This is a genomic window from Stenotrophomonas sp. NPDC077461 (assembly GCF_049545475.1).
GTDB classification, from domain to species: Bacteria; Pseudomonadota; Gammaproteobacteria; order Xanthomonadales; family Xanthomonadaceae; genus Stenotrophomonas; species Stenotrophomonas nematodicola.
The window spans coordinates 76,658-98,776 of the sequence record NZ_JBMWDO010000001.1 but is presented as its reverse complement, the minus strand read 5'-3'; the positions used below and the strand labels follow the sequence as shown (position 1 = coordinate 98,776).

General features: G+C 62.2%; 30 protein-coding genes. 10 read left to right on the top strand and 20 right to left on the bottom strand.

The window, feature by feature from the left end; translation table 11 throughout:
- Nucleotides 1–40: 40 nt before the first annotated feature.
- The 3 genes from ACPEH8_RS00510 to ACPEH8_RS00500 are packed head-to-tail and all read right to left on the bottom strand — an operon-like array spanning nucleotide 41 to nucleotide 941.
- Complete coding sequence (locus tag ACPEH8_RS00510) at nucleotides 41–514, bottom strand: hypothetical protein (protein ID WP_423665766.1); 474 nt, start codon at nucleotides 512–514, stop codon at nucleotides 41–43.
- On the bottom strand, nucleotides 511–756 hold the full coding sequence (locus tag ACPEH8_RS00505; RefSeq protein ID WP_139726873.1) for a hypothetical protein: 246 nt from the start codon (nucleotides 754–756) through the stop codon (nucleotides 511–513). The genes ACPEH8_RS00510 and ACPEH8_RS00505 overlap by 4 nt, the downstream gene beginning before the upstream one ends.
- On the bottom strand, nucleotides 753–941 hold the full coding sequence (locus tag ACPEH8_RS00500) for a hypothetical protein (protein ID WP_031421735.1): 189 nt from the start codon (nucleotides 939–941) through the stop codon (nucleotides 753–755). The genes ACPEH8_RS00505 and ACPEH8_RS00500 overlap by 4 nt, the downstream gene beginning before the upstream one ends.
- A 172-nt stretch (nucleotides 942–1,113) precedes the next feature.
- Here ACPEH8_RS00500 and ACPEH8_RS00495 point away from each other — a divergent pair, with 172 nt between their 5' ends.
- Nucleotides 1,114–3,030 carry a type 4 pilus major pilin gene (locus ACPEH8_RS00495; RefSeq protein WP_423665764.1) on the top strand — a complete coding sequence of 639 codons (1,917 nt, stop codon included), beginning with the start codon at nucleotides 1,114–1,116 and terminating at the stop codon, nucleotides 3,028–3,030.
- A 131-nt stretch (nucleotides 3,031–3,161) separates the two neighbouring features.
- Here the strand turns inward: ACPEH8_RS00495 and ACPEH8_RS00490 are convergent, their stop codons facing one another.
- From ACPEH8_RS00490 to ACPEH8_RS00465, 6 genes are all read right to left on the bottom strand, one after another.
- Nucleotides 3,162–3,806 (bottom strand): hypothetical protein, encoded by a 645-nt coding sequence (locus ACPEH8_RS00490; RefSeq protein ID WP_423665762.1) that lies wholly within the window; start codon nucleotides 3,804–3,806, stop codon nucleotides 3,162–3,164.
- Between the two features lie 71 nt (nucleotides 3,807–3,877).
- The gene (locus ACPEH8_RS00485) at nucleotides 3,878–4,294 is read right to left on the bottom strand and encodes a hypothetical protein (protein WP_197643938.1); all 417 of its coding nucleotides are present in this window, start codon (nucleotides 4,292–4,294) and stop codon (nucleotides 3,878–3,880) included.
- On the bottom strand, nucleotides 4,291–4,557 hold the full coding sequence (yecR, locus tag ACPEH8_RS00480; protein WP_160313977.1) for a YecR family lipoprotein: 267 nt from the start codon (nucleotides 4,555–4,557) through the stop codon (nucleotides 4,291–4,293). The genes ACPEH8_RS00485 and yecR overlap by 4 nt, the downstream gene beginning before the upstream one ends.
- Before the next feature lie 291 nt (nucleotides 4,558–4,848).
- Nucleotides 4,849–5,346 carry a hypothetical protein gene (locus ACPEH8_RS00475; RefSeq protein WP_423665760.1) on the bottom strand — a complete coding sequence of 166 codons (498 nt, stop codon included), beginning with the start codon at nucleotides 5,344–5,346 and terminating at the stop codon, nucleotides 4,849–4,851.
- A 74-nt stretch (nucleotides 5,347–5,420) separates the two neighbouring features.
- Nucleotides 5,421–5,804 carry a hypothetical protein gene (locus ACPEH8_RS00470; RefSeq protein ID WP_423665758.1) on the bottom strand — a complete coding sequence of 128 codons (384 nt, stop codon included), beginning with the start codon at nucleotides 5,802–5,804 and terminating at the stop codon, nucleotides 5,421–5,423.
- A gap of 1 nt (nucleotide 5,805) precedes the next feature.
- The gene (locus ACPEH8_RS00465; RefSeq protein ID WP_423665757.1) at nucleotides 5,806–6,624 is read right to left on the bottom strand and encodes a hypothetical protein; all 819 of its coding nucleotides are present in this window, start codon (nucleotides 6,622–6,624) and stop codon (nucleotides 5,806–5,808) included.
- 106 nt (nucleotides 6,625–6,730) lie between these two features.
- Here ACPEH8_RS00465 and ACPEH8_RS00460 point away from each other — a divergent pair, with 106 nt between their 5' ends.
- The 3 genes from ACPEH8_RS00460 (at nucleotide 6,731) to ACPEH8_RS00450 (ending at nucleotide 10,166) form a co-directional block, all read left to right on the top strand.
- On the top strand, nucleotides 6,731–7,087 hold the full coding sequence (locus ACPEH8_RS00460; RefSeq protein ID WP_423665755.1) for a helix-turn-helix domain-containing protein: 357 nt from the start codon (nucleotides 6,731–6,733) through the stop codon (nucleotides 7,085–7,087).
- Nucleotides 7,088–7,113: 26 nt separating this feature from the next.
- On the top strand, nucleotides 7,114–7,425 hold the full coding sequence (locus tag ACPEH8_RS00455) for a hypothetical protein (protein ID WP_423665753.1): 312 nt from the start codon (nucleotides 7,114–7,116) through the stop codon (nucleotides 7,423–7,425).
- A gap of 134 nt (nucleotides 7,426–7,559) precedes the next feature.
- The gene (locus tag ACPEH8_RS00450; protein WP_423665751.1) at nucleotides 7,560–10,166 is read left to right on the top strand and encodes an AAA family ATPase; all 2,607 of its coding nucleotides are present in this window, start codon (nucleotides 7,560–7,562) and stop codon (nucleotides 10,164–10,166) included.
- A 33-nt stretch (nucleotides 10,167–10,199) separates the two neighbouring features.
- Here ACPEH8_RS00450 and ACPEH8_RS00445 read toward each other — a convergent pair whose 3' ends face one another.
- From ACPEH8_RS00445 to ACPEH8_RS00415, 7 genes are all read right to left on the bottom strand, one after another.
- Nucleotides 10,200–10,508: a hypothetical protein gene (locus ACPEH8_RS00445; protein WP_423665749.1), complete on the bottom strand. Its 309-nt coding sequence runs from the start codon at nucleotides 10,506–10,508 to the stop codon at nucleotides 10,200–10,202.
- Nucleotides 10,508–10,693 carry a hypothetical protein gene (locus ACPEH8_RS00440; protein ID WP_049427016.1) on the bottom strand — a complete coding sequence of 62 codons (186 nt, stop codon included), beginning with the start codon at nucleotides 10,691–10,693 and terminating at the stop codon, nucleotides 10,508–10,510. Before ACPEH8_RS00440 ends, ACPEH8_RS00445 begins: the two co-directional genes overlap by 1 nt.
- Nucleotides 10,694–10,729: 36 nt before the next feature.
- Nucleotides 10,730–10,993 (bottom strand): hypothetical protein, encoded by a 264-nt coding sequence (locus ACPEH8_RS00435; RefSeq protein WP_423665747.1) that lies wholly within the window; start codon nucleotides 10,991–10,993, stop codon nucleotides 10,730–10,732.
- A complete protein-coding gene (locus tag ACPEH8_RS00430; RefSeq protein WP_049433996.1) occupies nucleotides 10,990–11,328 on the bottom strand; it encodes a hypothetical protein in 339 nt (112 codons plus the stop codon). Before ACPEH8_RS00430 ends, ACPEH8_RS00435 begins: the two co-directional genes overlap by 4 nt.
- Before the next feature lie 487 nt (nucleotides 11,329–11,815).
- A complete protein-coding gene (locus tag ACPEH8_RS00425; protein ID WP_423665745.1) occupies nucleotides 11,816–12,193 on the bottom strand; it encodes a hypothetical protein in 378 nt (125 codons plus the stop codon).
- On the bottom strand, nucleotides 12,190–12,330 hold the full coding sequence (locus tag ACPEH8_RS00420; RefSeq protein ID WP_423665743.1) for a hypothetical protein: 141 nt from the start codon (nucleotides 12,328–12,330) through the stop codon (nucleotides 12,190–12,192). Before ACPEH8_RS00420 ends, ACPEH8_RS00425 begins: the two co-directional genes overlap by 4 nt.
- A gap of 864 nt (nucleotides 12,331–13,194) precedes the next feature.
- Nucleotides 13,195–13,581, bottom strand: coding sequence for an H-NS family nucleoid-associated regulatory protein (locus ACPEH8_RS00415; protein ID WP_197638312.1), 387 nt, complete (start codon nucleotides 13,579–13,581; stop codon nucleotides 13,195–13,197).
- Between the two features lie 384 nt (nucleotides 13,582–13,965).
- Here ACPEH8_RS00415 and ACPEH8_RS00410 point away from each other — a divergent pair, with 384 nt between their 5' ends.
- The 3 genes from ACPEH8_RS00410 (at nucleotide 13,966) to ACPEH8_RS00400 (ending at nucleotide 16,316) form a co-directional block, all read left to right on the top strand.
- On the top strand, nucleotides 13,966–15,654 hold the full coding sequence (locus tag ACPEH8_RS00410; protein ID WP_423665741.1) for a sensor domain-containing diguanylate cyclase: 1,689 nt from the start codon (nucleotides 13,966–13,968) through the stop codon (nucleotides 15,652–15,654).
- 122 nt (nucleotides 15,655–15,776) lie between these two features.
- A complete protein-coding gene (locus ACPEH8_RS00405; RefSeq protein WP_024957543.1) occupies nucleotides 15,777–16,031 on the top strand; it encodes a hypothetical protein in 255 nt (84 codons plus the stop codon).
- 6 nt (nucleotides 16,032–16,037) lie between these two features.
- Nucleotides 16,038–16,316, top strand: coding sequence for a hypothetical protein (locus ACPEH8_RS00400; RefSeq protein WP_423665739.1), 279 nt, complete (start codon nucleotides 16,038–16,040; stop codon nucleotides 16,314–16,316).
- Nucleotides 16,317–16,871: 555 nt separating this feature from the next.
- On the opposite strand, the gene ACPEH8_RS00395 is transcribed toward ACPEH8_RS00400, so the two are convergent.
- Both ACPEH8_RS00395 and ACPEH8_RS00390 read right to left on the bottom strand, forming a co-directional pair.
- A complete protein-coding gene (locus tag ACPEH8_RS00395; RefSeq protein ID WP_008265322.1) occupies nucleotides 16,872–17,867 on the bottom strand; it encodes a magnesium transporter CorA family protein in 996 nt (331 codons plus the stop codon).
- Between the two features lie 190 nt (nucleotides 17,868–18,057).
- Entirely contained in the window at nucleotides 18,058–18,465 is a 408-nt protein-coding gene (locus ACPEH8_RS00390) for a hypothetical protein (RefSeq protein ID WP_164089620.1), read from the bottom strand.
- A 250-nt stretch (nucleotides 18,466–18,715) separates the two neighbouring features.
- On the opposite strand from ACPEH8_RS00390, the gene ACPEH8_RS00385 reads away from it, so the two are divergent.
- The 3 genes from ACPEH8_RS00385 to ACPEH8_RS00375 are packed head-to-tail and all read left to right on the top strand — an operon-like array spanning nucleotide 18,716 to nucleotide 20,491.
- Nucleotides 18,716–19,213: a ferritin-like domain-containing protein gene (locus ACPEH8_RS00385; RefSeq protein WP_185695104.1), complete on the top strand. Its 498-nt coding sequence runs from the start codon at nucleotides 18,716–18,718 to the stop codon at nucleotides 19,211–19,213.
- Between the two features lie 47 nt (nucleotides 19,214–19,260).
- Nucleotides 19,261–19,899 carry a DUF6766 family protein gene (locus ACPEH8_RS00380; RefSeq protein WP_423665737.1) on the top strand — a complete coding sequence of 213 codons (639 nt, stop codon included), beginning with the start codon at nucleotides 19,261–19,263 and terminating at the stop codon, nucleotides 19,897–19,899.
- 1 nt (nucleotide 19,900) lies between these two features.
- The gene (locus ACPEH8_RS00375) at nucleotides 19,901–20,491 is read left to right on the top strand and encodes a cysteine hydrolase family protein (protein ID WP_040008426.1); all 591 of its coding nucleotides are present in this window, start codon (nucleotides 19,901–19,903) and stop codon (nucleotides 20,489–20,491) included.
- Between the two features lie 29 nt (nucleotides 20,492–20,520).
- Here ACPEH8_RS00375 and ACPEH8_RS00370 read toward each other — a convergent pair whose 3' ends face one another.
- Both ACPEH8_RS00370 and ACPEH8_RS00365 read right to left on the bottom strand, forming a co-directional pair.
- Nucleotides 20,521–21,450: an NAD(P)/FAD-dependent oxidoreductase gene (locus ACPEH8_RS00370; protein WP_423665735.1), complete on the bottom strand. Its 930-nt coding sequence runs from the start codon at nucleotides 21,448–21,450 to the stop codon at nucleotides 20,521–20,523.
- Nucleotides 21,451–21,515: 65 nt separating this feature from the next.
- Entirely contained in the window at nucleotides 21,516–22,085 is a 570-nt protein-coding gene (locus ACPEH8_RS00365) for a DUF488 family protein (protein WP_423665733.1), read from the bottom strand.
- Nucleotides 22,086–22,119 lie beyond the last annotated feature (34 nt).

The following is a 22,119-nucleotide window of genomic DNA, read 5'->3' as shown; positions in this document are numbered from 1 at the left end:
CACCCCGCTTTTCGGCGGCGAGAAGCCGCCGGCCTGGGCGTCAGGCCACGGCTTTATGGTTGCGACGGAGGTGGGCGTAGGCGGGATGAGGGCGATGAAGCGCAGTGTTGGACCATTCGCCTGCCCGTTGGCGTCGAAACCATGCCTGCATGGCCGGGCAAAGAACGCCCCCACAAACCTCCGCCAGCGTTCGGCCTTCGTCCACCCGGCGCTGCTCCAGCTTCCCCGTGTGCCCCCGTCGCACCACGAACCGCTCCCCGATCTGAACCAGCGGATTGGCCCCGGCGTCCATGAGCGCCTCCACCATTGCCGCATAACGCGTCGCCAGGACCGAGTCCGACTGGATGGCCTTGGAATACATGAGGGAGGCGACGGCCAACGCGGTGATACCAAGATCGCCGGCCACTCCAGCGTCCAGGTCGGGCGTCCCCTTGAGTGTGTGGAGCCACCCATAGAAGGCCAGCGGGTCGTTGGTTTGGATGGCCCTGATGAGGCTTTCGGTCTCGGCACTCATTGCCCACCTCCCAGAACCCCGATGAGCACCAGGGCCACCAGCACGTAGAACGGCACCAGCACGATGTTCCACCATGCCTTGGAAACCTCTTGCAGCACGCTTCCTTGGCGATGCTCCGCCGGCAGTTGATAGAAGCGCACCAGGGCGCGCCCGGCGGAGATGGGGTTGGCGACCAGGTCCCGGTAGAACACCGCGGTGCTCAGGACACCGACAAACAGCAGGGCCATGTTCAAAATGCTCATACGAAGCGCTCCTCTTCCTTCTTCCAACGCCGCTCATGGCGGGCGCGGGTGGCCAAGCGCTGGATCCTGCGGTGCTTGTCGGCCAGCTGATTGAGGCCATTGGTGCGGTCCAGGAACCGCGCGGCGGTGTGGAGTTGGAAATGCGCCAGGTCGGTGCTGGCAGGCTCGACGGGATGAATCTTCATGGCTTCACTCTCTTTTTGTAAGTAGGTCGGCTTACCCATTAAACCGCTCCTACACCACGATCCAACCACTTCCCCAACCTTTGTCAACCCATTGATTTGAAAGATTTCTGACTAAAATCAAGAACTGCTTTCAGGGCTTGTCAAAACGCGGTTGTGTCGCATGCTGAAGTGCATGACACTGCATGCCCGCCCTTCCCGCCGTTCTTCCGCTCTAGGCTTTGGCCTAGTCGAGTTGCTGCTCGCATTGGGAGTTGCCACCGCAATGGGGGCCGCCGCGTTTTGGGTCTACCCCCGCGTCACCACGCGGGTCAATGTGGCGTCGGACGTCGAGAACGTTCGAGACCTGGCCAGCCGCGTTGATCGGTCCCATGGCATCGTCGGCTCGTTCCGCGGCGTCAGCACGTTGAACGTGCTTGAAGATGGGCTGGCCCCCACAGACTTCCGCCAAGGCAGCGCAGCGACCATGAGCAACGCGTGGGGCGGCGCGGTGACCGTGGCCCCGGCCACGGTGCGCTTGGCGGGGGATGCCTTCTCCGTGGGGCTGTCCGGGCTTCCTGCGCGGGCCTGCGTGCCGTTCGTCTCCGCCCTTGCGGGCGACGCGAACGTGCGGGACGTGATCGTGGGCAACACCAGTGTTTTGCTGAGCAACCGAGGGAGCTTGGACGTTCCAAGCTTGGGATTGGCATGCGGTGTCGATGGAGCCTTGGTCGAGGTCGTCTATTACTCCGGCCTCGTGGCAGGTGCGTCGGTGGCCGTGGTGCCCACGCTTCCCCTGCCCTCCACGCCCGCCGTCCCTGGCCCTTCAACGCCGACCCCGGCGGGGCCCGTGGCCAGCGCGCCCAGCGTGAGCGATGCGGTGCCGGGCGTTCCTGGGAGCGTGTCGTCAGGCCCTGGGGTTGATCCTTCCCCGCCGCTTCCACCGCTTCCCGTTGCGCCCAGCGTTCCGGCGCCTCAGCCGATCCCAACGCCAGTCCCCAGCCCGGCTCCGCCGGCCTTGGTGCCGTGCCGGCAATCGGAAAGCTCGGTGGCTCGGGCCAGCTGCCCGGCGGGCACTTGGGGCACGGAGACGGTGCGCACGCGCCAGGTCTGCGCTCCCGGCGACGTGGATCCAAACTCAGACGCCGCGTGGGAGCATCCCGAGGCGTGGGTTCAAGCCCAGACGGTGGCGGCCGTGACGGCGAGGCATTGCCAGGCCTGCCCTGGAAGCTCCCAGGAGGAACGCGATCAATGGCTCCCCACGTCGCAAGCCTGCCCGTCGGGTCAAACCGGCACGCACACCTGGGAACGGCAGCAGGTGCGGTCGAGGGACGTATTCACCCATTGCCCGTTCGGCACCACGCCCCTGCCCGGGCCCACTTACGGCGGCTGGTCCAACTGGGTGGATACCGGGGCTCGTCGCAACGAGGTCAACACGTGCAAGCCCACGGCCGCTCGCTGCAGCGATGGGAGCTTGCAGGTTGTGGCATGGCACTCCGCCGATGGGCAGGACGTTCCGCCCCCCTCGGGTTCGAGTGGCATTTCTTACTGGTATCCCGATGCGGTGGTGCGCCTGACGCCAGCGGAGAAAGCAAAGCTAGACTGGGCCATCGCCAACGTGCCCATCCACCGAGTGGAGACGCCCGCACCGATGCCCGGCAACTGGCCCGCCAACGTGAGCGAGTCGGCTTTCTATGAAGAGCAATGCAACGCGCTTTCGGACGGCGGGAACATCCGCTACGCCTATTCCTACGACTTCGAATGCGTCTCCAACATGGGCATGCACTACTGCGACTACAACTGGACCAGCGGCGGCACCTCCTTGGCCGTGTGCCGGCAAGCGTGCGCGTCCGATTTGGTGGGCAAGAGCAACAATCCCTATCGCTGGGAGTGGCCCGAGTCGTCCGTGGTGGCTTCGACGCCCTACACCACCTGCACGGGCCAGCCCGGATGCACGCCCAACGGTGGGTTTGGCACCCAGCAAGGCCTGCCGGCGTGCACCGAGCACAACGTGGGTCAGACCATCGCGTTCAACTGGTATCGCCAGTTCTACAACCCCGTGCGGGTGGACTACCAGGTGCTGACGCTGACGTGCAGGGGACCCACCGCGTGACGCCTTCAGGTAGGCTGATCAACGAAGATTTATCGCGATGTGTTCAAGGATGACGGCCTTGCGACAGGCATAACAAAGCCACCGAACCTAGCAGCGCCATGATCCAGCCATAGCGTGAGCGAACTGCCAACCTACGCGGGCGATGGCGCGTTGATGGCGATCACTTCAGAGATGTCGATGGAGCCGCGATTGACCAACACCAGCTTCCTATCGGTTGCGGAATCAGACTCTTCGGAGCCGTGCTGGATTGGATACCAGTTGTTCAGGCGCTCAACGTAAGCGACGACGTTGGTGTGTATGCGGTTATGAGTGAAGGACATCTCGGGATGCCGAATGTCCTTTCCTTCCTTCTTGATGAGATGAAGGACAAGGAACATGCACAGCACCTGGGAAACGCTGCTTCGGTAGCCCTCAAAGCTCTGAGCATCGGAAAGGGACTGCCTGCCCCCAGCACCGGCCATGCTGAAGTAGTATTGCTCGTTCTCGTAATAGATGAAGTAGGGCTCCTGGCTGGGATGATGAATCATCACCTCAATAGCCTGCCCTCCCATCCAGTCCTTCGGGCGGTTTTTCAAGGCCTCCGAGGTCATCACAATCTTTCCCGCTTGAGTGATGAGGAGAACAGAGGCGCCCAGCCGAGCAAGGGCTTCATCGACTTGCTTCTGCGCCTGATCCGTTTGAGATTCGCGCTTCTTGAATATTCCGAACACACCACACCCCTTGTGATTGTCGCTGACACCGGCGACTCGCGTTCCGCATCTGCTCGGTGCCTGCATTGCCGAAGCCAGAACGTCGTTTAGCCCGCGTCGGAACCAAAACGCCTTCAGCCCCTCGAACCAATCAAAAGCTACTTCCCTTTGGGCCCCAGAAGCGAGGCCGTGCAATGGGCGGCAGCGTTGGCAACGACGTAGTCCCTGCCCGACGGCTTTTTGAGATCCCAGCCTTCTTCAACCAGCCCCCGGACGTGCGCAGCAGCCACAAAAATCTCAGCGGTCGTGGGGGTGAGCTGCGCTCGGTGCTCCGGCGAACGGCTCTGGTCTTCGGACATCGTTTTGCTGATGTCAGTCGCGAACTCCATCCAACGGGAAGAGTCATTGGGCAAAACGGCTGCCGCCGCCATGACGTAGCTTGCTGCGGCCGAGCACCGGGCAACATCGTTCACAACGCTCTGCGATGGCAAGAAGTCCATCTTACTGTCTTCCGCCGAAGCACAGAAGGCAAGCGCAAGTGGGAATACGGCCAACAACGAGGGAGGCTTCTTCACTCTGATCGACCTTGCCCTGGCGAGCCAGTGCATTGATAGACAACCGATACACGGCGGCTGCCGCAGTTGCCAAACCCCCGGCGCGACAGGCACTGAGTCTCCTGAGAGCCGAAGGACTCAGCACCGCTGTAGCCCCATGCTTTGCAGCGTTGCGCCGCCATGCTCTCAGCCTTTTCTCCGTCTACGGAGACTCGCTGAAACTCATTGCTCTCGTAAGAGAGAGTGATGGTTCCGTCCGCTCGGCTAGCACCGGTGACGAGCATTTCCTTCTGCGTCGCGCAGCCAGCAAGCATGAGAGTAGCGACGCAAAGCAGCGCTGGTGTTTTCCCTAACATTAACTCCCCCTGTCATCCAACGTGAAAAAAGACGCCTACCATTGCTGAGCAGCGGCAGGCGTTTTCATTTTAAGCCATGTTCCGATGGACAGGGAATCTCGCAGGCCAACAAGCCTCCCTGGCTCAAGTTGTCGCTTCGCATGGGGAGGGGGGCATGAAGGACACGGTTCAGTGCTCACCTCTCATCCCGCTTAGGATGTCAGTCCATGCGCTGGGTCATCAGGCAGATGGCAGGGCCGTTCTATCCCACGCCCGCTTGGCCCACCCGAACACCACGGCCAGCACGCCGATCAAGAACACGCCCCAGAGCCAAGCCAAGTAAAACGCTGCGGTAGCGATGTCCCCAAGCTGAGGATGCTCCGCATACTTGAACCCCAGAACGACGGCCGCGATCACCGTCACCAAGCCCAGCCCTCCCCCGAGCAGCGCCCCTTTCAGGAAGCCGTGCTTCCGGAAATAGGGCATCCGCCCCGTGCGGACGTGCCAGTCCCAGAGTCGCTGAGCGCGGATGTGGAGCGCCAGGCAGAAGGCCAGGAACGCGAAGATCGCCATACCCCCGGCGCAATAGAGCGAGCCCAGCAACACACTGGACCGCATGGCCTCCTGGCCCCCGCCCAGGGCGAGCAGACCGAGCGGACCCAGGATCACGCTGGGCAGAATCATGGCGGCCGGCCCGGTGGGCGGATGCAACGGCTGGTATGGCGGATATTGGTTCATGTGGTCCTCCCCTATTGAATGGCTGCACGCTTGATCGAGACCGGCGTGCAGTCAAGCGGTGGACTGCGGCCTGTTTAGCCTGCAGACGTCCCTTCGTCCTTCACTTCCACAATCTGCCAGCCCTCGCCCTGTGGGCGGAACAGTGCACGGAGCTTTGGCTTGAGGGTGCTCGGCTCGGGCTTAGTGGGCTGGCCACCGATGGACCCCTGCGCTTTTACCGACCCGCCCACCATGCATTCTTGGTCTCCATTGGGCTTCTTCTCGCAGTCGAGATCCAAGCCGCCCGCGTCGGTCACTTCAAACCGCCAAGAGCGCTGGAGGGTTGCCTGCCTCCCCTGCTCGGTGAAAAAGCCTTCCACGACCTTCACCCCGTCCTCCTTGGTGGGGCCCTTGTCCCCAGAGCAGGCCGTCAGGGTCAAGAGTGCCGCTGCTGCGGCCACGATCATTGCGTGCTTCATGTCATGCGTCCTTGTCTTTGGAAGGGGTGATGCCGATGATCTGGTTCTTGTAGCCGATCTCCAACCGGTCGATTTGCAGAACGATGTCGGGCAGGCCGTTGGGCTTCAACCTGCCCTCCACGACCTTGAAAAAGATTCGGTCCCCCGTGGCGTCGCGCCCCACCCTTCGCAGCTCGGCTGCATCCTCGGGCTTCAGCCGCAGCGCGGCGTGGTAGCGCCCGCCGTGCTCGACCCCGACCACCGCACTGCCCTTGCCCAACGGAGAAGGGCCGATAACGGCCGTCGGAAGAAACCCAGGCGAACGGGGATACCACTCATGGTTCATGACCAACACGTAGGCGTGGAGGATGTTGGTCTTGGGGTCAAGCTCCACATCGATATAGGGGCGCAGATAGAACGCGTCGGTCGAGACGATCTGCCTCGCTTTGGCCTCAAACGCAGACGCCGGATCGCCCCGCAAGCCGACGCGTTTGAACTGGTGCCCCCACGAGCCAATGCAGCGGGTTCGCGTGGCGGGCGTCATGGCCTTGCCAGCCTTGGCCTCGGCGAAGAGGTCTTCCTCGCACATCTTGGAGCCACCCGACGCGGTGGCCGCCAAGCCCCAACGGATACGGGTGTAGCCGTCGAGCATCGGAGGGTCGCCGTCGTCCCAGTAAGTGCCTGCCGGCTCCAGGTAACGCTTGGTCGCCGGGGCCGAGGCAGCGTCCTTGCCCGCCTGCATCAGCCCCTTGCCAATCCTTCCCAAAATGCCGTCCTGAGCAGTGGCGGTGCCGCTGGCCAACGCCAAGCACACGGCCACGGCTGCAATCGCTTGCTTCATGCATCCCCCTGATCCCGGCCACCATGGCCTTATTTGCCATTTTGGCAAATGCGGTGCAGCATGGGAAGCGGCAGACTTGGGGATTGCTCCCGGTTCGTGATCGCCCATGCCTGCCCCTCTCGCCCCAGCTCACACGTTTGGCCGCCGCTTGCGCGAGGCCCGGCTGGCCAAGGGCCTGACGCAAGCACAGTTGGGGGCCGTGCTTGGGTTGGACGAGGAAAACTCCGCCGCTCCCAGGATTTCTCGATACGAGAGAGGAGAACGCGTGCCGGATCCTGCAACGATGGAAAAGCTGGCCCGAGCACTTGGCATGCCGGTCGCCTATTTCCATGCCACAAATGATCTAGTGGCAGAGACGTTGCTGGTGATGTCGCGGCTGGAACCCGAGCAGCAGCGAGAGCTGCTGACGAAGGTGAGGGATTACGCCCAGAGCCGTGGCGTGGACATCGATCCTCCCGAGTAACGTCAACGATCTCAGGGAGAGAGAACGTGCTGAAACGACTTCGACGGTGGTGGCTGCGGCGGCATGCTCCGTGCCCGATGGCACCGGAGCAGATGCAGGCATTGGTGGATATCAACCTGCTGGAAATCCAACTGGCCGCACTGGACGCCCTCAAGCCCTCGTCGCCAGCCGCGGAGGCGGCCAGACTGCGTGCCCATGCATGCCTCTCATTGATTACGGGCCTAGACGGGAGCAAAACGCCGGCCTGGGGCGAACTGCGGGCAGAGGCCCGAGCACTGAACCGTGAGTTGGCAGCTCTCCTCGCCGCTGCACAGATCGACGCCCCCTCAGAGGCCTGATCCCTATCGTTCGCGAAAACCATTTCCCCATCCCCTACGACCATCACCGACTTGCCTCTAAATGTGACCCGCGTCACTATTGAGGAAGGGGACGGAGCTTTCCTGGCTCTGGCCATTCACAGGGGAAGTGACCGATGGCGAACAAGAATGGGGCTGCTGCGCCTACGACTCTGGAAGAGTGGTTGAATGGCCGCCCAAGCTGGCTGCGCATGGCCGCTTCCACGGTGATCCAGCACCGCCGCATGCCGAACGAAGAGGAGATGGAGGCGCTGGCGGATCACTGCCTGGCCGAGGCAGCCAAGAAGCTCGATGCTCCCCACCCGGCGTTGGCACCGGGAACCATCTTGGGGACCCCCACCGCCGCTGAGCTTCGCATCGACTCGGTCTCCTCCATCCGCGGCGTCAATGCCCTTGGCGAGGACGCGGCATTGGATCTCAGCCAAGGCCACATGACCGTGGTCTACGGACCCAACGGGGCCGGCAAATCGGGCTATGCTCGTTTGATGAAGCACGTCTGCGGCGCGCGGGCCAAGGGATCCATCCACGGCAACGTGTTCAAGCAGAACCCCGATGCTGCCTCTGCTCTAATCAAAGTCACGGCGACCCGATCCGACGGCACGACATCGTCTGCTGATCTCACTTGGCAAGCATCCGACGGCCCCCACGCGACATTGAAAGCGGTGCCGGTCTTCGACTCAGCCACAGCGCTGGAGTTCGGAGACAGCGCCACCACCGCCACTCATCTTCCCCGGGCGATGCGGTTCGTCGGGATGCTCATCAAGATCTCCGATGACCTGGCCACCCAGCTGAAGGCCCGCGCAGCCAAGCTCACCAGCAAGCTGCCCATCATCCCGGAAGACCACGCGCAGAGCAGCGCTGCAACGGTCCTCCGGAAGTTGACGGCGAAACTGACCGAAGGCGAGGTCAACGAGCGTTGCGCCTTCCCCGCTGCACTGAACGATGAGCGTTTGGCGCTGGAGACCGCACTGGCCCAGGCGAACCCTGAAGTGGCCCACGCCAAGGCCGTCGGAGAGCTGGAACGCTTGTCGCAGATGGCCACAAGCGTCTCGGCGTTGAGGGAGAGCTTGAGCGACGAGAAGGCCCAAGCCCTCCTGGAGGCCCGCAGCAATGCAGAGGTCAAGCGCCAGGCCGCCACCGCCTATGCCACGGCCTTCCTCAATGGGCTGCCGCTCAAAGGCGTCGGAGACGCCGTGTGGCAAACCCTTTGGGACGCTGCAAAGGCGTATTCGACCGGTCTTGCCTACCGTGATCTCCCGTTCCCCCACGTTGGAGACGAGGCTTGTTGTGTCCTCTGCCAGCAACCGTTGGGAGACGAGGGAAAGGCCCGTCTGGCCAGCTTTGAGAGTTACCTCAACGACACCCTGCAGACAGAAGCTAAGAGCGCGGAAGACGCGCTGACGGCGCTGAAGAAAGCGTTGCCCAGTCCTCTCACCGATGTCGCCTGGCAGGCCCAGTGCGCTGCTATTGGCTTGGAAGCCCCCCAAGCCACTGAGCTGTTTGAGGCCATCCATGCGAGGTTGAAAGCCATGGCCGAGGCCACGGCGGCTCCGGCAGTGCAGTGGTCGGTGTGGACCAACGCCTACGATCAGAAGGTCAAGACCACTAGCGCTGATCGCGATGCGCTGGCGGGCTTGCTGGACCCGACGGGGCGGAAAGAGAAAGAAACCCGCCTAGCAGAGCTGAAAGCACAACAGTGGCTGTCGGAGCAGCGCGATGCGGTATGGGCCGACGTGATCCGCCTCAAACGCGTGGGAACGGTGGAGGCTGCTGTTCGGTCTACCTCAACCAGCCAGTTGACGACCAAAAGCAATGACATTGGCGAGTCGGAGTTGGCCAAGGGCTATTGCGACCGCTTCAATGCCGAGTTGCGGGCGCTTGGGGGCCATTCGCTTCCTGTCCGCATGTCGTATCGTTCCCAAGGCAAAGGCGCATTCACCTTCTACGTGGAGCTGAAGGACGCGCAAGGTGCCCAGAAGAATCGTGAAATCCTGAGCGAGGGGGAGCAACGCATCGTGGCGTTGGCGGCCTTCCTGGCCGACGCGACGGGCCTTGAACGGGGCATGCCCGTGATCTTCGACGACCCCATCTCCTCCCTGGATCAGCGCTTTGAGGAGGCGGTCGCCAAACGCCTCGTAGATCTGGCCGAGCATCGCCAGGTGATCGTGTTCACACATCGATTGTCACTGATGGTCCTACTGCAGAGTGCCGCCAAGCAGCGGGCCAACCTCGATCAGCCTACGGTCAAGGTCGCGGTTGAATCGATCGCCCGCGATGGAAGCAGGACCGGCATGCCGGCGCAGATCAATACGTTCTCTCTGAAGCCACAATCCGGCTTGAACCAAATGATCAGCAGCATCGGACAGCTTAAGAAGCTTGATCCGCCACTAAAAGAACTTGCCCTGAAGGCCGCCTGCAGCAACTTCCGAATCTTGGTTGAGCGCTCTGTAGAGGACGAGCTTTGTTCTGGCGTCATCAACCGCTACCGGCGCGAGATCAACACGCTCAACAAGCTACAGCGGCTCAGTGCAATCACGCCAACAGACTGCGCACTGATCGACGGGATGATGACGAAGTATTCGGCATTCGAGCACTCCCAACCCACCGACACCCCCAGTTGGCTTCCGGGTCCGGACGAACTGCTAAAGGACGTTCAAGACATGCTCGAATGGTGCAAGGAGTTCGGTAAGCGAGCGGAAACCGCGGCGAAACCCAAGGCGTAGCCCTGACCACCCGTTACTGCGTGCTCACGTTCATCAGAAGCGCCGCTTGCCAGCGCTTCCCACAGCAGGTGGCAGCGCTTGATGCAACTCGTGCGCGCGAAGAAACGCGTGCAGCCACTCTTCGGCGTCCTTGACGCCCGTCATTTCCCGAATCACCACCCCGGCCAAGCAATCCCCAGGGACGGCAAACAGGTCGTCGTTCAGATCGCTGCTGGACAGAGGGGTATGGAAATCGGCCCCCTCTTGGAACGCCTGAAGCAGGTGCTGCCGGGCAAGAGGATACCGGCGTGCCGCCCATGCGAGGCGAACGAGCTCCGACGATGGCCGGGGTGCGGGGGTCATCAGAACTCGTAACCGTCTGGCACGCCCGAGGGGATGCCCTGCATGGGGCCCGAGTAGCCCACCTGCTGAACGAGGTTCTGGGCGGTTTGCGACATGCGATCCAGGCGTTCGGGCACTTGGTCCAAGGCAAACAGGACCATGCCAAGCAGGGCGATGTTAAGCAGTTTGTTGAAGAGTTTTCGCACGGGTGATGTCCTCCATTCTTGTCAGGGGTGCGGGTTTCAAAAGATCTGATGGTGTTGGGCAACGCCAATCAGGCAAAGCACCCAGACACCGGTAATCGCTAGAGGGGCTAGGCAGAGCAGCACGCCAACGGAGAAATCGGAGAGCGTGGCTCGGGGACCGCTGACCATCCCCCATCCCAGCTTGGCCGCTCCAAGGCCTGAAACGCCCAACCAAAGGAAGTGCAGCAACGCCAAGTGGTCGCGAGTCGTCAGCGGCTTGAGCGCGGGGATCATGGACAAGCGGTCGCGTTGAGTGCTCATGCATGGCCTCCGGCGGCTTCCAGCTCCATTAATGCCTCCAACTGGAGGGTCAACACCTGCTCGCGCAGCTCACTGTAGGCAAAGTTGTAGAGCTGGTAGTCCGCAAAGCCGAACTCGTCTCGCCGCTTGCTCGCCTCCTCGATCTTCTGAGCGAAATGCTCTTCCAAGTGAGAGAGCGAATGGCGGACCTTGCTGCAGGCCTCATCGCCAGCGGCACCGTGGGCGCGCCTGCACGTGTTCACTTGGGCTTCCAGATCTTCGTTGCGCCGGTTGCGCTCTGCTTCGTAGGCGGCGGCCGCAGCGACGCCTTCTTCGTGTAGGAACTGAAGTTTCATTGGATGCTTCCTTAGATAAAGTGGGGACTGGCTTCAATCCGGTCGGCGATGACGGAGCCAGCAGCAAGGCCGAACAGCACGCTGGCGGCGTAGACGGCAAGGGTGACGATGAACATGAAACAACCTCCTGGAGTTTTGCGAAAAGAACGCTGCTTCCCTCTGATTTCAGAATACGGCGCCGCAAACTTTTGACAACACATTTATCCGATCATTTTTTGACTAAAGCGTTTTTCTGCTCGAGTTAAAGCAGATTTTCAGCTTCATAGAGCTAGCTCACACTATTGAATAATGAGTCTCGGGAGAAGGCCGCACACGGTCGCTGCTCCGCCCAAAAAGCGGCGATATGAGATAGAACGGCCGCACCTGGCGTGTGGCGCAGCAAGCTCCCCAGTGCGCAGCTACATCGGGTAGGCCCCCTGGTCGCTTTAGATCTCTGGTGGCAAAAAAGACAGCCTTAGCTGCCCAAGTTTCGCAAACGCCGTCTTGCTCACTCGCTCGCCTGCACGCACCGCCAGACCAACTGCCGGACGGCTTCGGTCAGCCTTATTCTGGCGCGATTGGCGTCGATCAGCAGGGCCATGCTGGCGGACGTAGATACCTCCACTTCGGGAAGAGCGGCGTCGTAAGGACAACGCTGAGTGGATGCAATGCCCGCCCAAGGTCGCGGACGGCGAGGCGAAAAACACTCGCGAATCTCCGCGTGCTGCTCGATGAGCTGCGTCAGCGCTGCTCGCATGCTCAATCGCTGCGCCTTGGCCAACGACTGAAACGCCTTCTTGCTCGGCGAGTCGATCCGCACCTCATGAATCGTGTCGACCAAAGGCTGATCTTTCTGCCTCTGGTGCAGGCGGTAAGGGGTGGTCATATCGCCCGCTTCCTGGACATAGGAAGCCACGCCTGTGCGGCCGCCTCCTCGCTGGTCAGCAGCGCGGAAGTGCCCAGGAAGCGCGTGAGCTGGTAATGGCCGATGGTGTGGGGATACCGCTGGAGGTGGGCGTGCATGGCTTTGTCTAAGTAACACTGACCACCCGAGCGGCGTTGATAGGCGAAATAGCGGCGGCGGCGACTCGTTGCTGGGGGTTTCATGCCGACCCCCCGCAATCGTCGCAACGCTGCATCTCTGCCGGATACGTTGAGAAGGGGTAGGCCCCTTTCTGCCCCACTTCCCCGCAGCACCCACACTGCATGAGCCCCCGGGCGGTTTGGCAAATCGCGGCCTCCGGGCCTTGCCAAACCACGCCGACAACGACGGCTTCCCAGGAGCTGCCGCTCCGGGCCACCACGGTGAGCCTGTCGCCGTTCCGAACGTTCGGGGCGGGCACCCGGGCGCCCCACTCGCCCGTCTTGAGTTGGATGGGGCTGGCGTGGTGGTTAGCCATTAGAAGACCCCCCGATAACCAAGGGCAACAAAGCCTGACTGGTCAATAACGCAAGCAATCATGCGAAAACCTTTGAAGAGGGGGCATTCCCTCGCTACCCACTCAAACTAAGCTGCCTCCAAAAAATCGCAATACTTTCACCCTACGTTTTATCGACTAAATATCAAAACTGCCGGAAGGGCCGCGAATCGCTGAAGAACCCTGAAACGCCTCACATTTTCCAGCCAAGCACCGGGCCCGGCGGAAGCCGAGGCCCCACCTGCCTTTTTCCCAGAGCGCTGTTGCTCCATGCTGCTTTTGCCGTTGCTTTTTGTCTTCAAGAGCTCAAAAGAACGCGGCCAGGGCCGCGTCCGAAAAGCCCCCTTTTGGGGAAGAAAGGCTCGGGGCCGGGGCTTCCGCCCCAGCCTGAGCGTGGCTGTCTTTGGTTCAACGCCCCAAAAAAAAAGCCCCGGTTTCCCAGGGCTCTGTCTGCAACGCTCAATGGCAATCAGGCCTTGAACGGGTGCGCCGGCCATTCCTGGTCTGGGTGTTTCTTTTTCCACGCCTTGCCTTCAGCGGTTTCGGCCCACGCAAGGAATGCCTTCGGCTGACGTCCAGTGCCAGCCCACGTGGTCCCGTCCGGGATCTGGAACTTCGGGGCGCGACTGATGCCGGCGCTCGCGGAAACCACCTTGCGTGGCTCAAGCAGCGCCTTCAGATCGTTCCTCTGCTTCGTCGTGTAATGCTGCCCAAACTGCTGCAAGGTCTCGTAGACTCCTGCAAAGCTGGCCCCGGCTTCGGCCGCCAGCGCGTCGCCTTCTGCCTTTTCCATTTCGGCCACCAAGGCCTCCGCTTCAGCCTTTTTCTTGCGGATTTCTTCGAGCGTCAGTGCCACGGTTTTCCCTTGGATTGGTCAAACCCCGATCCTGCCGTTTTGCGAGATTACTGTAAACCCTCGACGGCCCAACCCCGGCTCTCCCGTGGCAACTGCCACGGAGGTTGACCCTCAAGAGTCACTGAGGGGATGCCGTACGCCGACCACTGGAGCAGGCCTCGGCGGTTGCGGGGGACTGACCGTGCCCACCCCCACCTTCCACCATGCAATGCCGCAATGTCCAAGGGCTACCGGGCGCCGGCAAAGCTTTGGACAGCGGGAGCAATGCTTAGCGTGGTGCGGAGCGGAGGCGCGATGGCGGAGGGCCATACTGTACGGTTCACCGGCCCAACACGCATTCCCTGACTAAGCTAGAGCGGTAGCCTACCGTGATAGAGGTGACCGATGGCTGAGGCCGCCCGTCAGTTTGCTCTGGAGTCGTTGCGGATCCTGGATTCCGACCCCGAGCCCTTTTTCGATGCGCTGACGCGGGCCGCGAGAAACATGACGGGCATGCCGGTCGCCCTGATCTCCTTGGTGGACGGGGACCGCCAATGGTTCAAGGCCCAGATAGGCCTTCCCGGTGTGGACGAGACGCCCCGCGACATTTCCTTCTGCACCTGGGCCATCCAGTCCGATGAGCTGTTTGAGGTGGCAGACGCCGCCCAGGATGCCCGCTTTTCGACCAACCCGTTGGTCTTGGGTCCTCCTTTCGTCCGCCACTATGTCGGCGCGCCCATCAGCGCCAATGGCCAGAACGTGGGAACGCTCTGCCTGCTCAGCCCAAACCCGGGAACGATCTCAGCGGAGCAGGGAGCAGCCCTGTCCTGCTTGGCCCAGGCCGCCGCAGTCGGCATGCAGCAGCGCGCTCGCCTTCTTGAGCGGGTCACCGAGTCCCAGGCCTTGCAACGGCGTTTTCAGAGAAGCCAGTTATTTCTGGAGCGCACCAATGCACTGGCCAAGGTCGGCGGGTGGGAACTGGTGCTGGGAACTGGAGAAGTCAAATGGACCAAGGAGACCCGGAGGATCCATGGCGTCTCTGACGACGCGGTGCCCGGCCTGGACGCGGCGATTGCCCTGTATCCGGAAGGCGCACGGCAGCGGCTGGAGGCCGCCCTGGAAGACTGTATCTCATCGGGTGTGCCCATCGATTTGACCCTTCCGTCCAGCAAGCTTTCGGGGGAGCGCACGTGGGTCCACGTGGTGGGCCAGCGGGAAGAGACCGAAACCGGTGCCCGATTGATCGGCGCGATTCAAGACGTGACGGAGCAACGGGCGGCGGTCGAGGCCTTGGCGCACAGCGAAGCGCGTTACCGCCGGCTTTTTCAACACAGCCTCGGCCTCATCTGCACGCATTCCTTGGCCGGGACGGTCACGTCGGTCAACCCCGCGGCCTCGCACTCGCTGGGCCTGTCGGAGAGTGACGTCATTGGTCGGTCGCTGGCGGACCTCATCCCCAAGAGCAAGCAGGAGGCGTTCAAGGCTTACTTGGATCGCATCCGGGAAAACGAGAGCGACTCGGGCATGATGGAGCTGGTGGCCCGCGACGGATCGCGCCGCTTCTGGGCGTATCACAACGTGCTGGACACAGAAGCCCAACCGCCCTACGTGTTGGGCCACGCGCAAGACATCACGACTCAACACATCCAAGAGCAGCAGCTGCACGACTTGGCGACCCGCGATCCGCTCACCCGAGCGTTCAATCGCCGCTACCTGGCCGATCTTGCCCACCAGCAGTTCGATGGGTGGGGCTGCCTGGTGTTCGACCTGGACCATTTCAAAGAGGTCAACGACACCCAAGGCCATGCACAAGGCGACAAGGTGCTGGTGGACTTCGTGGCCTTCCTGTCCGCCCCGCTCCAAGGCGAAGAAGTCGTGGTTCGGCTGGGGGGCGATGAGTTCCTGGTGTTCGTGCCCGGCGCAACCCTGGATCGGCTGCAGGTGCTGGAGGACACCTACCACGAGCGCGCCGGCGAGGCACCGATCCGCTTTTCCGGCGGATGCGCCATTGGTCGGCCCTCGGAATCGGTGGCAGATACCATCAATCGCGCCGACATGAAACTCTACGACCGCCGAAAGCGGGAACGGCAGTGAGCCTGCCCTCAGATCCGGGCATGGGGCCAGTTGTGGGCTGCCCTCCTTACGCCGATGATCGCCTTCTAAGCGTAGTAAGCGGCCTTTCAGTGCCGCCCAGTCTCACCGATGGAGAGGGCAACATGGAGAAGCGGGTGTGCTTTGATTTCGAGATTGATTTCAGCAACGGGGGCGGGATTCAGGGCCAAGGCTTCCGGCTGGACATCGCCGGTGATGACATCACCGATGAGGCGTTGGCCGACTACATCGTGCGCGACATGCGCCTGCTGATGGTGGGCGAGGTTCGCATCCTCAACAAGGAAATCATTGAGGAGCCTCATAAGCGCCCGGCGCACGGCCAAGACGGTTCAACTGTCCACGACCCAAAGGACGGGTGAGCGGCCATGCATCCTGATGTTCTTGGCTGGACTGCAACCGCCGTGTTGATAGCCACGCTGGTCCGGCAAATGATCAAACAGTGGCAGTCTCCCCACCCCGAAACGGTCTCCAAGTGGCTGTTCGTCGGTCAGATGACCGCGTCCACCCTTTTCACCGTCTACAGTGCACTTTTGGGGTCAACGTTGTTTGTGGTGACCAATGCCCTGCTGCTGCTCACGGCCGTGGCGGGACAGATCCTGGCTTGGCGTCGACGTCGACGAACCGACGCACCGCCTCCCTGCTGACCCAGTATTTGCCGCACCAAGAAAGGCCGTCGTAGGCCTTGAGCAGCCGCTCTCATCAGATCCGAAACGCGCGTCGCCTGACATGTTCGACCCGGCCTCCGACCGTGACCAGCGTCGAGATGGCCCAGTCGCTGGAAGCGGACACGGGCGGAAGCAACAAGATCTCAACGCCGGCCCCCATCGCCGCGCCTTTCCATAGCTCCACGGCGCTGTCCCCGCTGGGAGTGCGGTGGAGGCCCCAATCCGAGGCGAACTCCGTCAGCTCCTGCCTTCCATGAATCCCATCGAGCGCGCTGCAAAGCGAATCATACTGAGCACTCCTCACTCCCCCTTGCATCGTTTTCTAACCTGCGCTTCACCATCCATCCCAGACTACTTCATGGCAGACATGAAGATCGAAAGCCAGTCTGAATCCCTCAGGAGAACGCCAACTTTCTGACGGGGCAGCCTCCGATCCATTACCTGAAGCTGGGACCAGGGACGACACGCAGCGGATTCAGGCAGGTTTCCGCCTGTGCCTCGCAGAAACCCTATCTGCCACGGACCGGGGCAGGATTACAGCCACCCGCGCTTTCGCCCGACGAAAATTGAGGTCGCGCCCAACCCCGCCATGATGCCCACCGCAATCCAGAAGCCTTCGGTCTTCATGCCGAAGAAGTTGGCATCGAAGTTCATGCCCAACGCGCCCGCGATGACGGCCAGCAAGCCGGTCACCACCGTCACGAAGGTCAGCAGCTTCATGCGTTCGTTGGTTTGGAGCTCGGTCTGGGTGCTGAAGAGCTGGAAGCTGCCAACAACGAGCTCTCGGGCGTTCTCAACCACGTCCAACGCTCGCTCAAACCTGTCGTCCAGATCGCGCAAGTGCCGCGCCACCTCTTCGGCCCCGTCAGGCACGAAGTCCGGCCGCGAGAGGCCGTCGAAGACAGTTCGGTGCGGTGCCAGCATCCGTCGGAGCCGAGAGGCCGCGGCTCGGAGCGCGGCGAGCTCGGGCAGGGCCGAGCGCCCAGGGGGCTGATCAGACAAGATCCGACTCTCCAACCGTTCGATCTCCACCTCAAACAGCGCGACGGCGGAGAAATACGTGGAAAGATGCCAATCCAACAATGCGGCCACGAAGCTCGCCTCGCCCAAGCAGCCGATGTCGCGGGCGCTCTCGGGTTCCCGCTCCCGCAGATCGGCCAAGAAGGCAATGTCTTCGTCGTGGTGGGTCACCACAAAGTTCGCCCCAGCCACGACGGTCAACACCGCGCCTTGGAACTTCAGCCCCTTCCCACGCAACACTGCCACTACACGCGCCATGAAATGGTCGGCGAACTTTTCAAGCCGGGGATTGGTGGCGATGGGACTGCTCGGCAGGGATGCGGGATTCAACCTCAGCGCGCGCCACACCTGTTCGGCTTGCTGATTGGGAGCCCCGCATAGATCCACCCAAAGAAGTTCGTCGTCGCTCGGAGGATTGCTAGGAAGATCCTCCAATCGAAGCGTGCAACTGCCCTTCTCGCGATAAAGCTTGATGGTCAAGCCACTTTCAGGAACGTCGGGGGTATCCATGCGGGAATCTTGCCGAGCGCCAGTTGAGCCACACGTGAAGATCCAACACTGCGCTTGCCCCGCAGCAAGAATGGCCTTGAAACTGCGCTACGCCGCCCGGACGATCGTTGCGGTCCTCGGGGCGAAAGCGAAGACCCTTAGGGTTCGACAGTCCAAGGTCTAACTGCGCTCACTCGCTTCGCAAGGCTATTCATCCTTCGGCATCGGCGATCCGCACATACGCTTCTGTCATCGCCGCAGAGAAGTGAGCGCCGCAGCGAAACGCATTCAGCAACGCGCCCAAGAGGTAGCGGTGCTCGTCGACGGGGAACAGATCCACGTGGTGCTCGCCCTCTCGAGTCGCGTGTTTCACTGCATTCCGCAGCCCCACCATGTCCTCTTTGATGTCACGGTAGATCAGATCTTGGCGAGCGCTCATCTGCCTAGCCACCTGGAGCATGTGCTCGCCAATGGTGGGGGTGTCGTTGGCCGGGGGCAGCGCGCGGAGCATGTCCTCTGCCGTCCCGGCCAGAAGCACGACGGTGGCGGGGTGAAGTCGCGCCAGATAAAGCACGCACGCGGCTTCCAAGTGGCCGATGGCGATGTCCAGTTTGCTCAAGCGCATGGGACCACGCCGTGGGAGGGACGTTCATCATAACTCCCATGTCGGCGACCGGCCCGGGGAGTTCCTCATTGACAGGGCGCAGGGCTCCGGCCCTGACCGCTTCCCTTTCTGGGCACGTCTGATGGTGCAGATTTCTCCGTTTCCTCCGCTACGCGCGTGTCATAACCTTGATTGCACCGGTCCTTCACGCATCGTCGCCGACCAGCGGGGCATGGTAATGGCTCCCCCTAACTCGGATGCCCACATGGCTATCAAGACCGCTGAAGAACTGTTTGTGCACGAGCTCTCTGACATTTACAGCGCTGAAAAGCAGCTGACCAAGGCCCTGCCCCGCCTGGCCCGCGCTGCGGAGAACCCGGACCTGGCCGCCGCCTTCGAGACCCACTTGGAAGAGACCCAAGGGCAGATCGAACGCATCGATCAGGTCGTGGAGGTGCTGGGGATCCGCCTGAAGCGCATCAAATGCGCAGCGATGGAAGGCTTGGTGGAGGAAGGCAAGGAAGTGATCGATTCCATTGAGAAGGGCCCGGTGCGCGACGCCGCCCTGATTGGCGGTGCCCAAAAGGTGGAGCACTACGAGATCGCCTCCTACGGCACCATCGCGGCGTTGGCCAAACAGCTGGGCTACAAGGACGCCTTGCCCTACCTTCTGGAGACGTTGGAGGAGGAAAAGGCGACGGACGAAAAGCTGACCATGCTGGCCGAGCAAGGCGGCAATCAGAGCGCTGCCAGCAAAAAGTAACGTCGGAGCGGGCCTGCGGGCCCGCTTTCTTACGGGAGGGCAACAACATGTGGCGTCGCAATGGCCTGTCGATCGTGTTGTTCGCGCTGATGGCTGTCTTCCTGGTGGCTCAAGCGCTGACCGGATGGCAGGTCCATAACGAGGAACTGGCCCAGCACGGCGTGGCGGCCATTGGCTTCTGGGACTACTTGGCCAGCGGGCACTTCAGCAGTGCCACGTTTGAGAACTGGGAAAGCGAGTTCCTCCAGATGGGCATGTATGTGCTGCTCACCGTCCGGCTGCGTCAAGCCGGCTCTGCTGAGTCGCGCCCCCTCGACCCAGCAGAAGAAGAGCCCCGTGTAGAATCAGGGCCGGTCCCTTGGCCGGTGCGCAAGGGGGGCGTCTGGAAGAGCCTCTACGGCCACTCTTTGGCCATTGTTTTCTTTCTCCTGTTCTTCCTCTCCTTCTCGCTCCATGCAGTGGGAAGTTGGAGGGCCAAGTCTCAGGAAAATCGACTGGACGGGTTGCTGCCTCCATCGTTCACCGATCACCTGTTCAGCAGCGACTTTTGGTTTGAGTCCATGCAGAACTGGCAAAGCGAGTTTCTAGCGGTCTTGGCGCTGGTTGTGCTGACCATCTTCCTGCGGCAGAAGGATTCGCCACAATCCAAGGCGGTGGAAGCGCCGCATTCACAGACGGGGGACTGAGGTGCGCACGCCCGCCCTCCTGATCATCGACCTGTTCAGCAAGTTCGACTTTCCCGATGGGCAGCAACTCGCACCGCTGGCCCTCCGGGCCGCGAAAAAAGCCGGTCAGATTCGAACGGCGTTTGACGAAAGGGGCTGGCCCGTCATCTATGCCAACGACAACTTTGGCGACTGGAAGTGCGGCTTTCACCAGCTGGCGGAGGTGTGTCGCCATGAGGGCGGTCCGGCCGGTGACATTGCCCGACTCCTTTTCCCTGGCCCGGATCATTACACGGTGCTCAAGCCGAAGCACTCGGCGTTCCTGGCGACCCCGCTGGCCGTGCTTCTCGCAAAGCTGGACGTTCGCACCCTGGTGCTTGTAGGCATGGCCTTGGATTCCTGTATTCACGCCACCGCTATCGACGCACACTCGCGGGAGTTCTCTACCGTTGTCATCTCCGACGCCACGGCGTGCCTGCCAAAGCGCCGGTCCGCCGCGCTGACGCTGCTGCGATCCACCGGGAGCGTCCAAGTGCGCACGACCGGAGCGCTGCTTCAGTCAATCGAGAGCGGCCCTCGCCGTTCAGCGATTGATCCTATTGGACGGAAATAGAGACATTCTTGAGCCCTTCGGGGCCTGCGTTAGGGGAGCAAGCCAAGCAAAGATCGGTGTGCGGCCACGCCCGCCAAGGCTCCCTCCCCCACCGCCAGGGCGATGTTCCCTGCAAACCGGGCTGCATCGCCGCACGCGAACACCCCTGGGATGGTGGATTGCTTGGCCGAATCGGTCGTGATGCATCCCGCGTCCTCGGTTGCGCAACCCAAGCATTTGGCCAAGCCGGAGGCCAACGTGGTTTCCGGGTGGACGAACAAGGCTTCCACTTCGCGGGAGCTGCCGTCTGCGAGAGTCAAGGACGCTTTGCCGGTCATGCCAACCAGGGCCTCCTTCTCCAGGGTCGCACCGATGCCCCTCAGCTGCAGAGAAAGCTCTTCCACCTCCGACGCAGAAAGCGCGCCGTCGTGGAACGCCGTGATCTGTCCCCACTGAGAAAGCGCCCTGACTTGGTCCATCGCTTCGGATCTGGACGCAATAAGCACGCCGATGGCTGTTCCGCAGATTTCATAGCCGTGGCAGTAGGGGCAATGGAGGACGGTTTTTCCCCATCGCTCCGCGAGCCCCGGGACGTCGGGCAACCGATCCTCCACGCCGTGCGCAAGTATCAGTCGCTGGGCGTGGTAGTAATCGCCGGATGCACAATCGACACGGAACCCTGCCTCGAGTGAACCGGCGGCGTCGGTGGCCTCATCGGTCGCCCATTGCACTCGCTCGTAGGCGAGCAACTGCCGGCGACCGGTCTCAAGCATGGCTGCGGGGCTCACCCCATCCCACCCCAAACACCCGTGCGCCTTCCCAGCGCGTTGGTTGCGGGGCTGCCCGTGGTCTATCACCAACACCGTGCGGCAAGCGCGCGCCAACTGCAAGGCAGCCGACATGCCCGCATAGCTTCCGCCGATCACGATGGCGTCGAAGGCAGGCAGGTCCTGCGAGGTTGGTAGGCTTGGACTGGTCATCTTCGCTTGCTCGATGGGGGAAATGCGCCGGGCGAGCGCGACACGCGATCGCCCTACTGGTTGGTTCAGAACAGCTCCGTCTGAGCCGGTGGGTAGACAAGCGCTGGCCCGGCGGCCTGCGCCATCGGGTTCAGCGGATGCGGCTTGGGTTCGGCGTGGGACACGATGTGCAGCACCTCATGGCCCCGGTGCGTCAGCAGGTCGGAGATGAGACGTCGGTGGCAGCGCCACCAGGGTGCCTCCGCGCACATCAGCGCGGTCCGATGTTTGCCCCCCAGTGCAAGCACCTTCGATAGCCCGCCGGCGAACTCGGCGGTCGCCATGTGATCTGCGTAGCCCTGAAACGCGGCGTTGTCCCACGCGCCATTGGGCGAATCCGGCTGCACCTTGCGTCGCCCGCCCAGTTCAGGAATCCAGAGATACTCCACGCCGTGCGCTGGCAACGTTTCAGCCATCTGCTCGGACGAAAACCAAGGGTAACGACGCGATCCTGGGAAGCGACGCACGTCCGCGACCGCCGAGATGCCTTGTGCGGACAGCAGTTGTAAGAACTCGTCCCAAGATCGAGTGGAATGCCCGATGGTCCAGACGGTCACCGGGGTCGGAGCGGGAGCATGGCACTGCATGACGCTCATTGGACAGGAGCCGGCATCAAGCCCGCGTGCTCAT

What these genes read in the sequence shown, in the direction of transcription:
- ACPEH8_RS00510 (WP_423665766.1), bottom strand. Translation starts at nt 514, where the DNA reads ATGAGTGCCGAGACCGAAAGCCTCATCAGGGCCATCCAAACCAACGAC.
- ACPEH8_RS00505 (WP_139726873.1), bottom strand. Translation starts at nt 756, where the DNA reads ATGAGCATTTTGAACATGGCCCTGCTGTTTGTCGGTGTCCTGAGCACC.
- ACPEH8_RS00500 (WP_031421735.1), bottom strand. Translation starts at nt 941, where the DNA reads ATGAAGATTCATCCCGTCGAGCCTGCCAGCACCGACCTGGCGCATTTC.
- ACPEH8_RS00495 (WP_423665764.1), top strand. Translation starts at nt 1,114, where the DNA reads ATGACACTGCATGCCCGCCCTTCCCGCCGTTCTTCCGCTCTAGGCTTT.
- ACPEH8_RS00490 (WP_423665762.1), bottom strand. Translation starts at nt 3,806, where the DNA reads ATGCAGGCACCGAGCAGATGCGGAACGCGAGTCGCCGGTGTCAGCGAC.
- yecR (WP_160313977.1), bottom strand. Translation starts at nt 4,557, where the DNA reads ATGCTCGTCACCGGTGCTAGCCGAGCGGACGGAACCATCACTCTCTCT.
- ACPEH8_RS00475 (WP_423665760.1), bottom strand. Translation starts at nt 5,346, where the DNA reads ATGAACCAATATCCGCCATACCAGCCGTTGCATCCGCCCACCGGGCCG.
- ACPEH8_RS00470 (WP_423665758.1), bottom strand. Translation starts at nt 5,804, where the DNA reads ATGAAGCACGCAATGATCGTGGCCGCAGCAGCGGCACTCTTGACCCTG.
- ACPEH8_RS00465 (WP_423665757.1), bottom strand. Translation starts at nt 6,624, where the DNA reads ATGAAGCAAGCGATTGCAGCCGTGGCCGTGTGCTTGGCGTTGGCCAGC.
- ACPEH8_RS00460 (WP_423665755.1), top strand. Translation starts at nt 6,731, where the DNA reads ATGCCTGCCCCTCTCGCCCCAGCTCACACGTTTGGCCGCCGCTTGCGC.
- ACPEH8_RS00450 (WP_423665751.1), top strand. Translation starts at nt 7,560, where the DNA reads ATGGCGAACAAGAATGGGGCTGCTGCGCCTACGACTCTGGAAGAGTGG.
- ACPEH8_RS00445 (WP_423665749.1), bottom strand. Translation starts at nt 10,508, where the DNA reads ATGACCCCCGCACCCCGGCCATCGTCGGAGCTCGTTCGCCTCGCATGG.
- ACPEH8_RS00435 (WP_423665747.1), bottom strand. Translation starts at nt 10,993, where the DNA reads ATGAGCACTCAACGCGACCGCTTGTCCATGATCCCCGCGCTCAAGCCG.
- ACPEH8_RS00430 (WP_049433996.1), bottom strand. Translation starts at nt 11,328, where the DNA reads ATGAAACTTCAGTTCCTACACGAAGAAGGCGTCGCTGCGGCCGCCGCC.
- ACPEH8_RS00425 (WP_423665745.1), bottom strand. Translation starts at nt 12,193, where the DNA reads ATGACCACCCCTTACCGCCTGCACCAGAGGCAGAAAGATCAGCCTTTG.
- ACPEH8_RS00420 (WP_423665743.1), bottom strand. Translation starts at nt 12,330, where the DNA reads ATGCACGCCCACCTCCAGCGGTATCCCCACACCATCGGCCATTACCAG.
- ACPEH8_RS00410 (WP_423665741.1), top strand. Translation starts at nt 13,966, where the DNA reads ATGGCTGAGGCCGCCCGTCAGTTTGCTCTGGAGTCGTTGCGGATCCTG.
- ACPEH8_RS00405 (WP_024957543.1), top strand. Translation starts at nt 15,777, where the DNA reads ATGGAGAAGCGGGTGTGCTTTGATTTCGAGATTGATTTCAGCAACGGG.
- ACPEH8_RS00400 (WP_423665739.1), top strand. Translation starts at nt 16,038, where the DNA reads ATGCATCCTGATGTTCTTGGCTGGACTGCAACCGCCGTGTTGATAGCC.
- ACPEH8_RS00395 (WP_008265322.1), bottom strand. Translation starts at nt 17,867, where the DNA reads ATGGATACCCCCGACGTTCCTGAAAGTGGCTTGACCATCAAGCTTTAT.
- ACPEH8_RS00385 (WP_185695104.1), top strand. Translation starts at nt 18,716, where the DNA reads ATGGCTATCAAGACCGCTGAAGAACTGTTTGTGCACGAGCTCTCTGAC.
- ACPEH8_RS00380 (WP_423665737.1), top strand. Translation starts at nt 19,261, where the DNA reads ATGTGGCGTCGCAATGGCCTGTCGATCGTGTTGTTCGCGCTGATGGCT.
- ACPEH8_RS00370 (WP_423665735.1), bottom strand. Translation starts at nt 21,450, where the DNA reads ATGACCAGTCCAAGCCTACCAACCTCGCAGGACCTGCCTGCCTTCGAC.
- ACPEH8_RS00365 (WP_423665733.1), bottom strand. Translation starts at nt 22,085, where the DNA reads ATGAGCGTCATGCAGTGCCATGCTCCCGCTCCGACCCCGGTGACCGTC.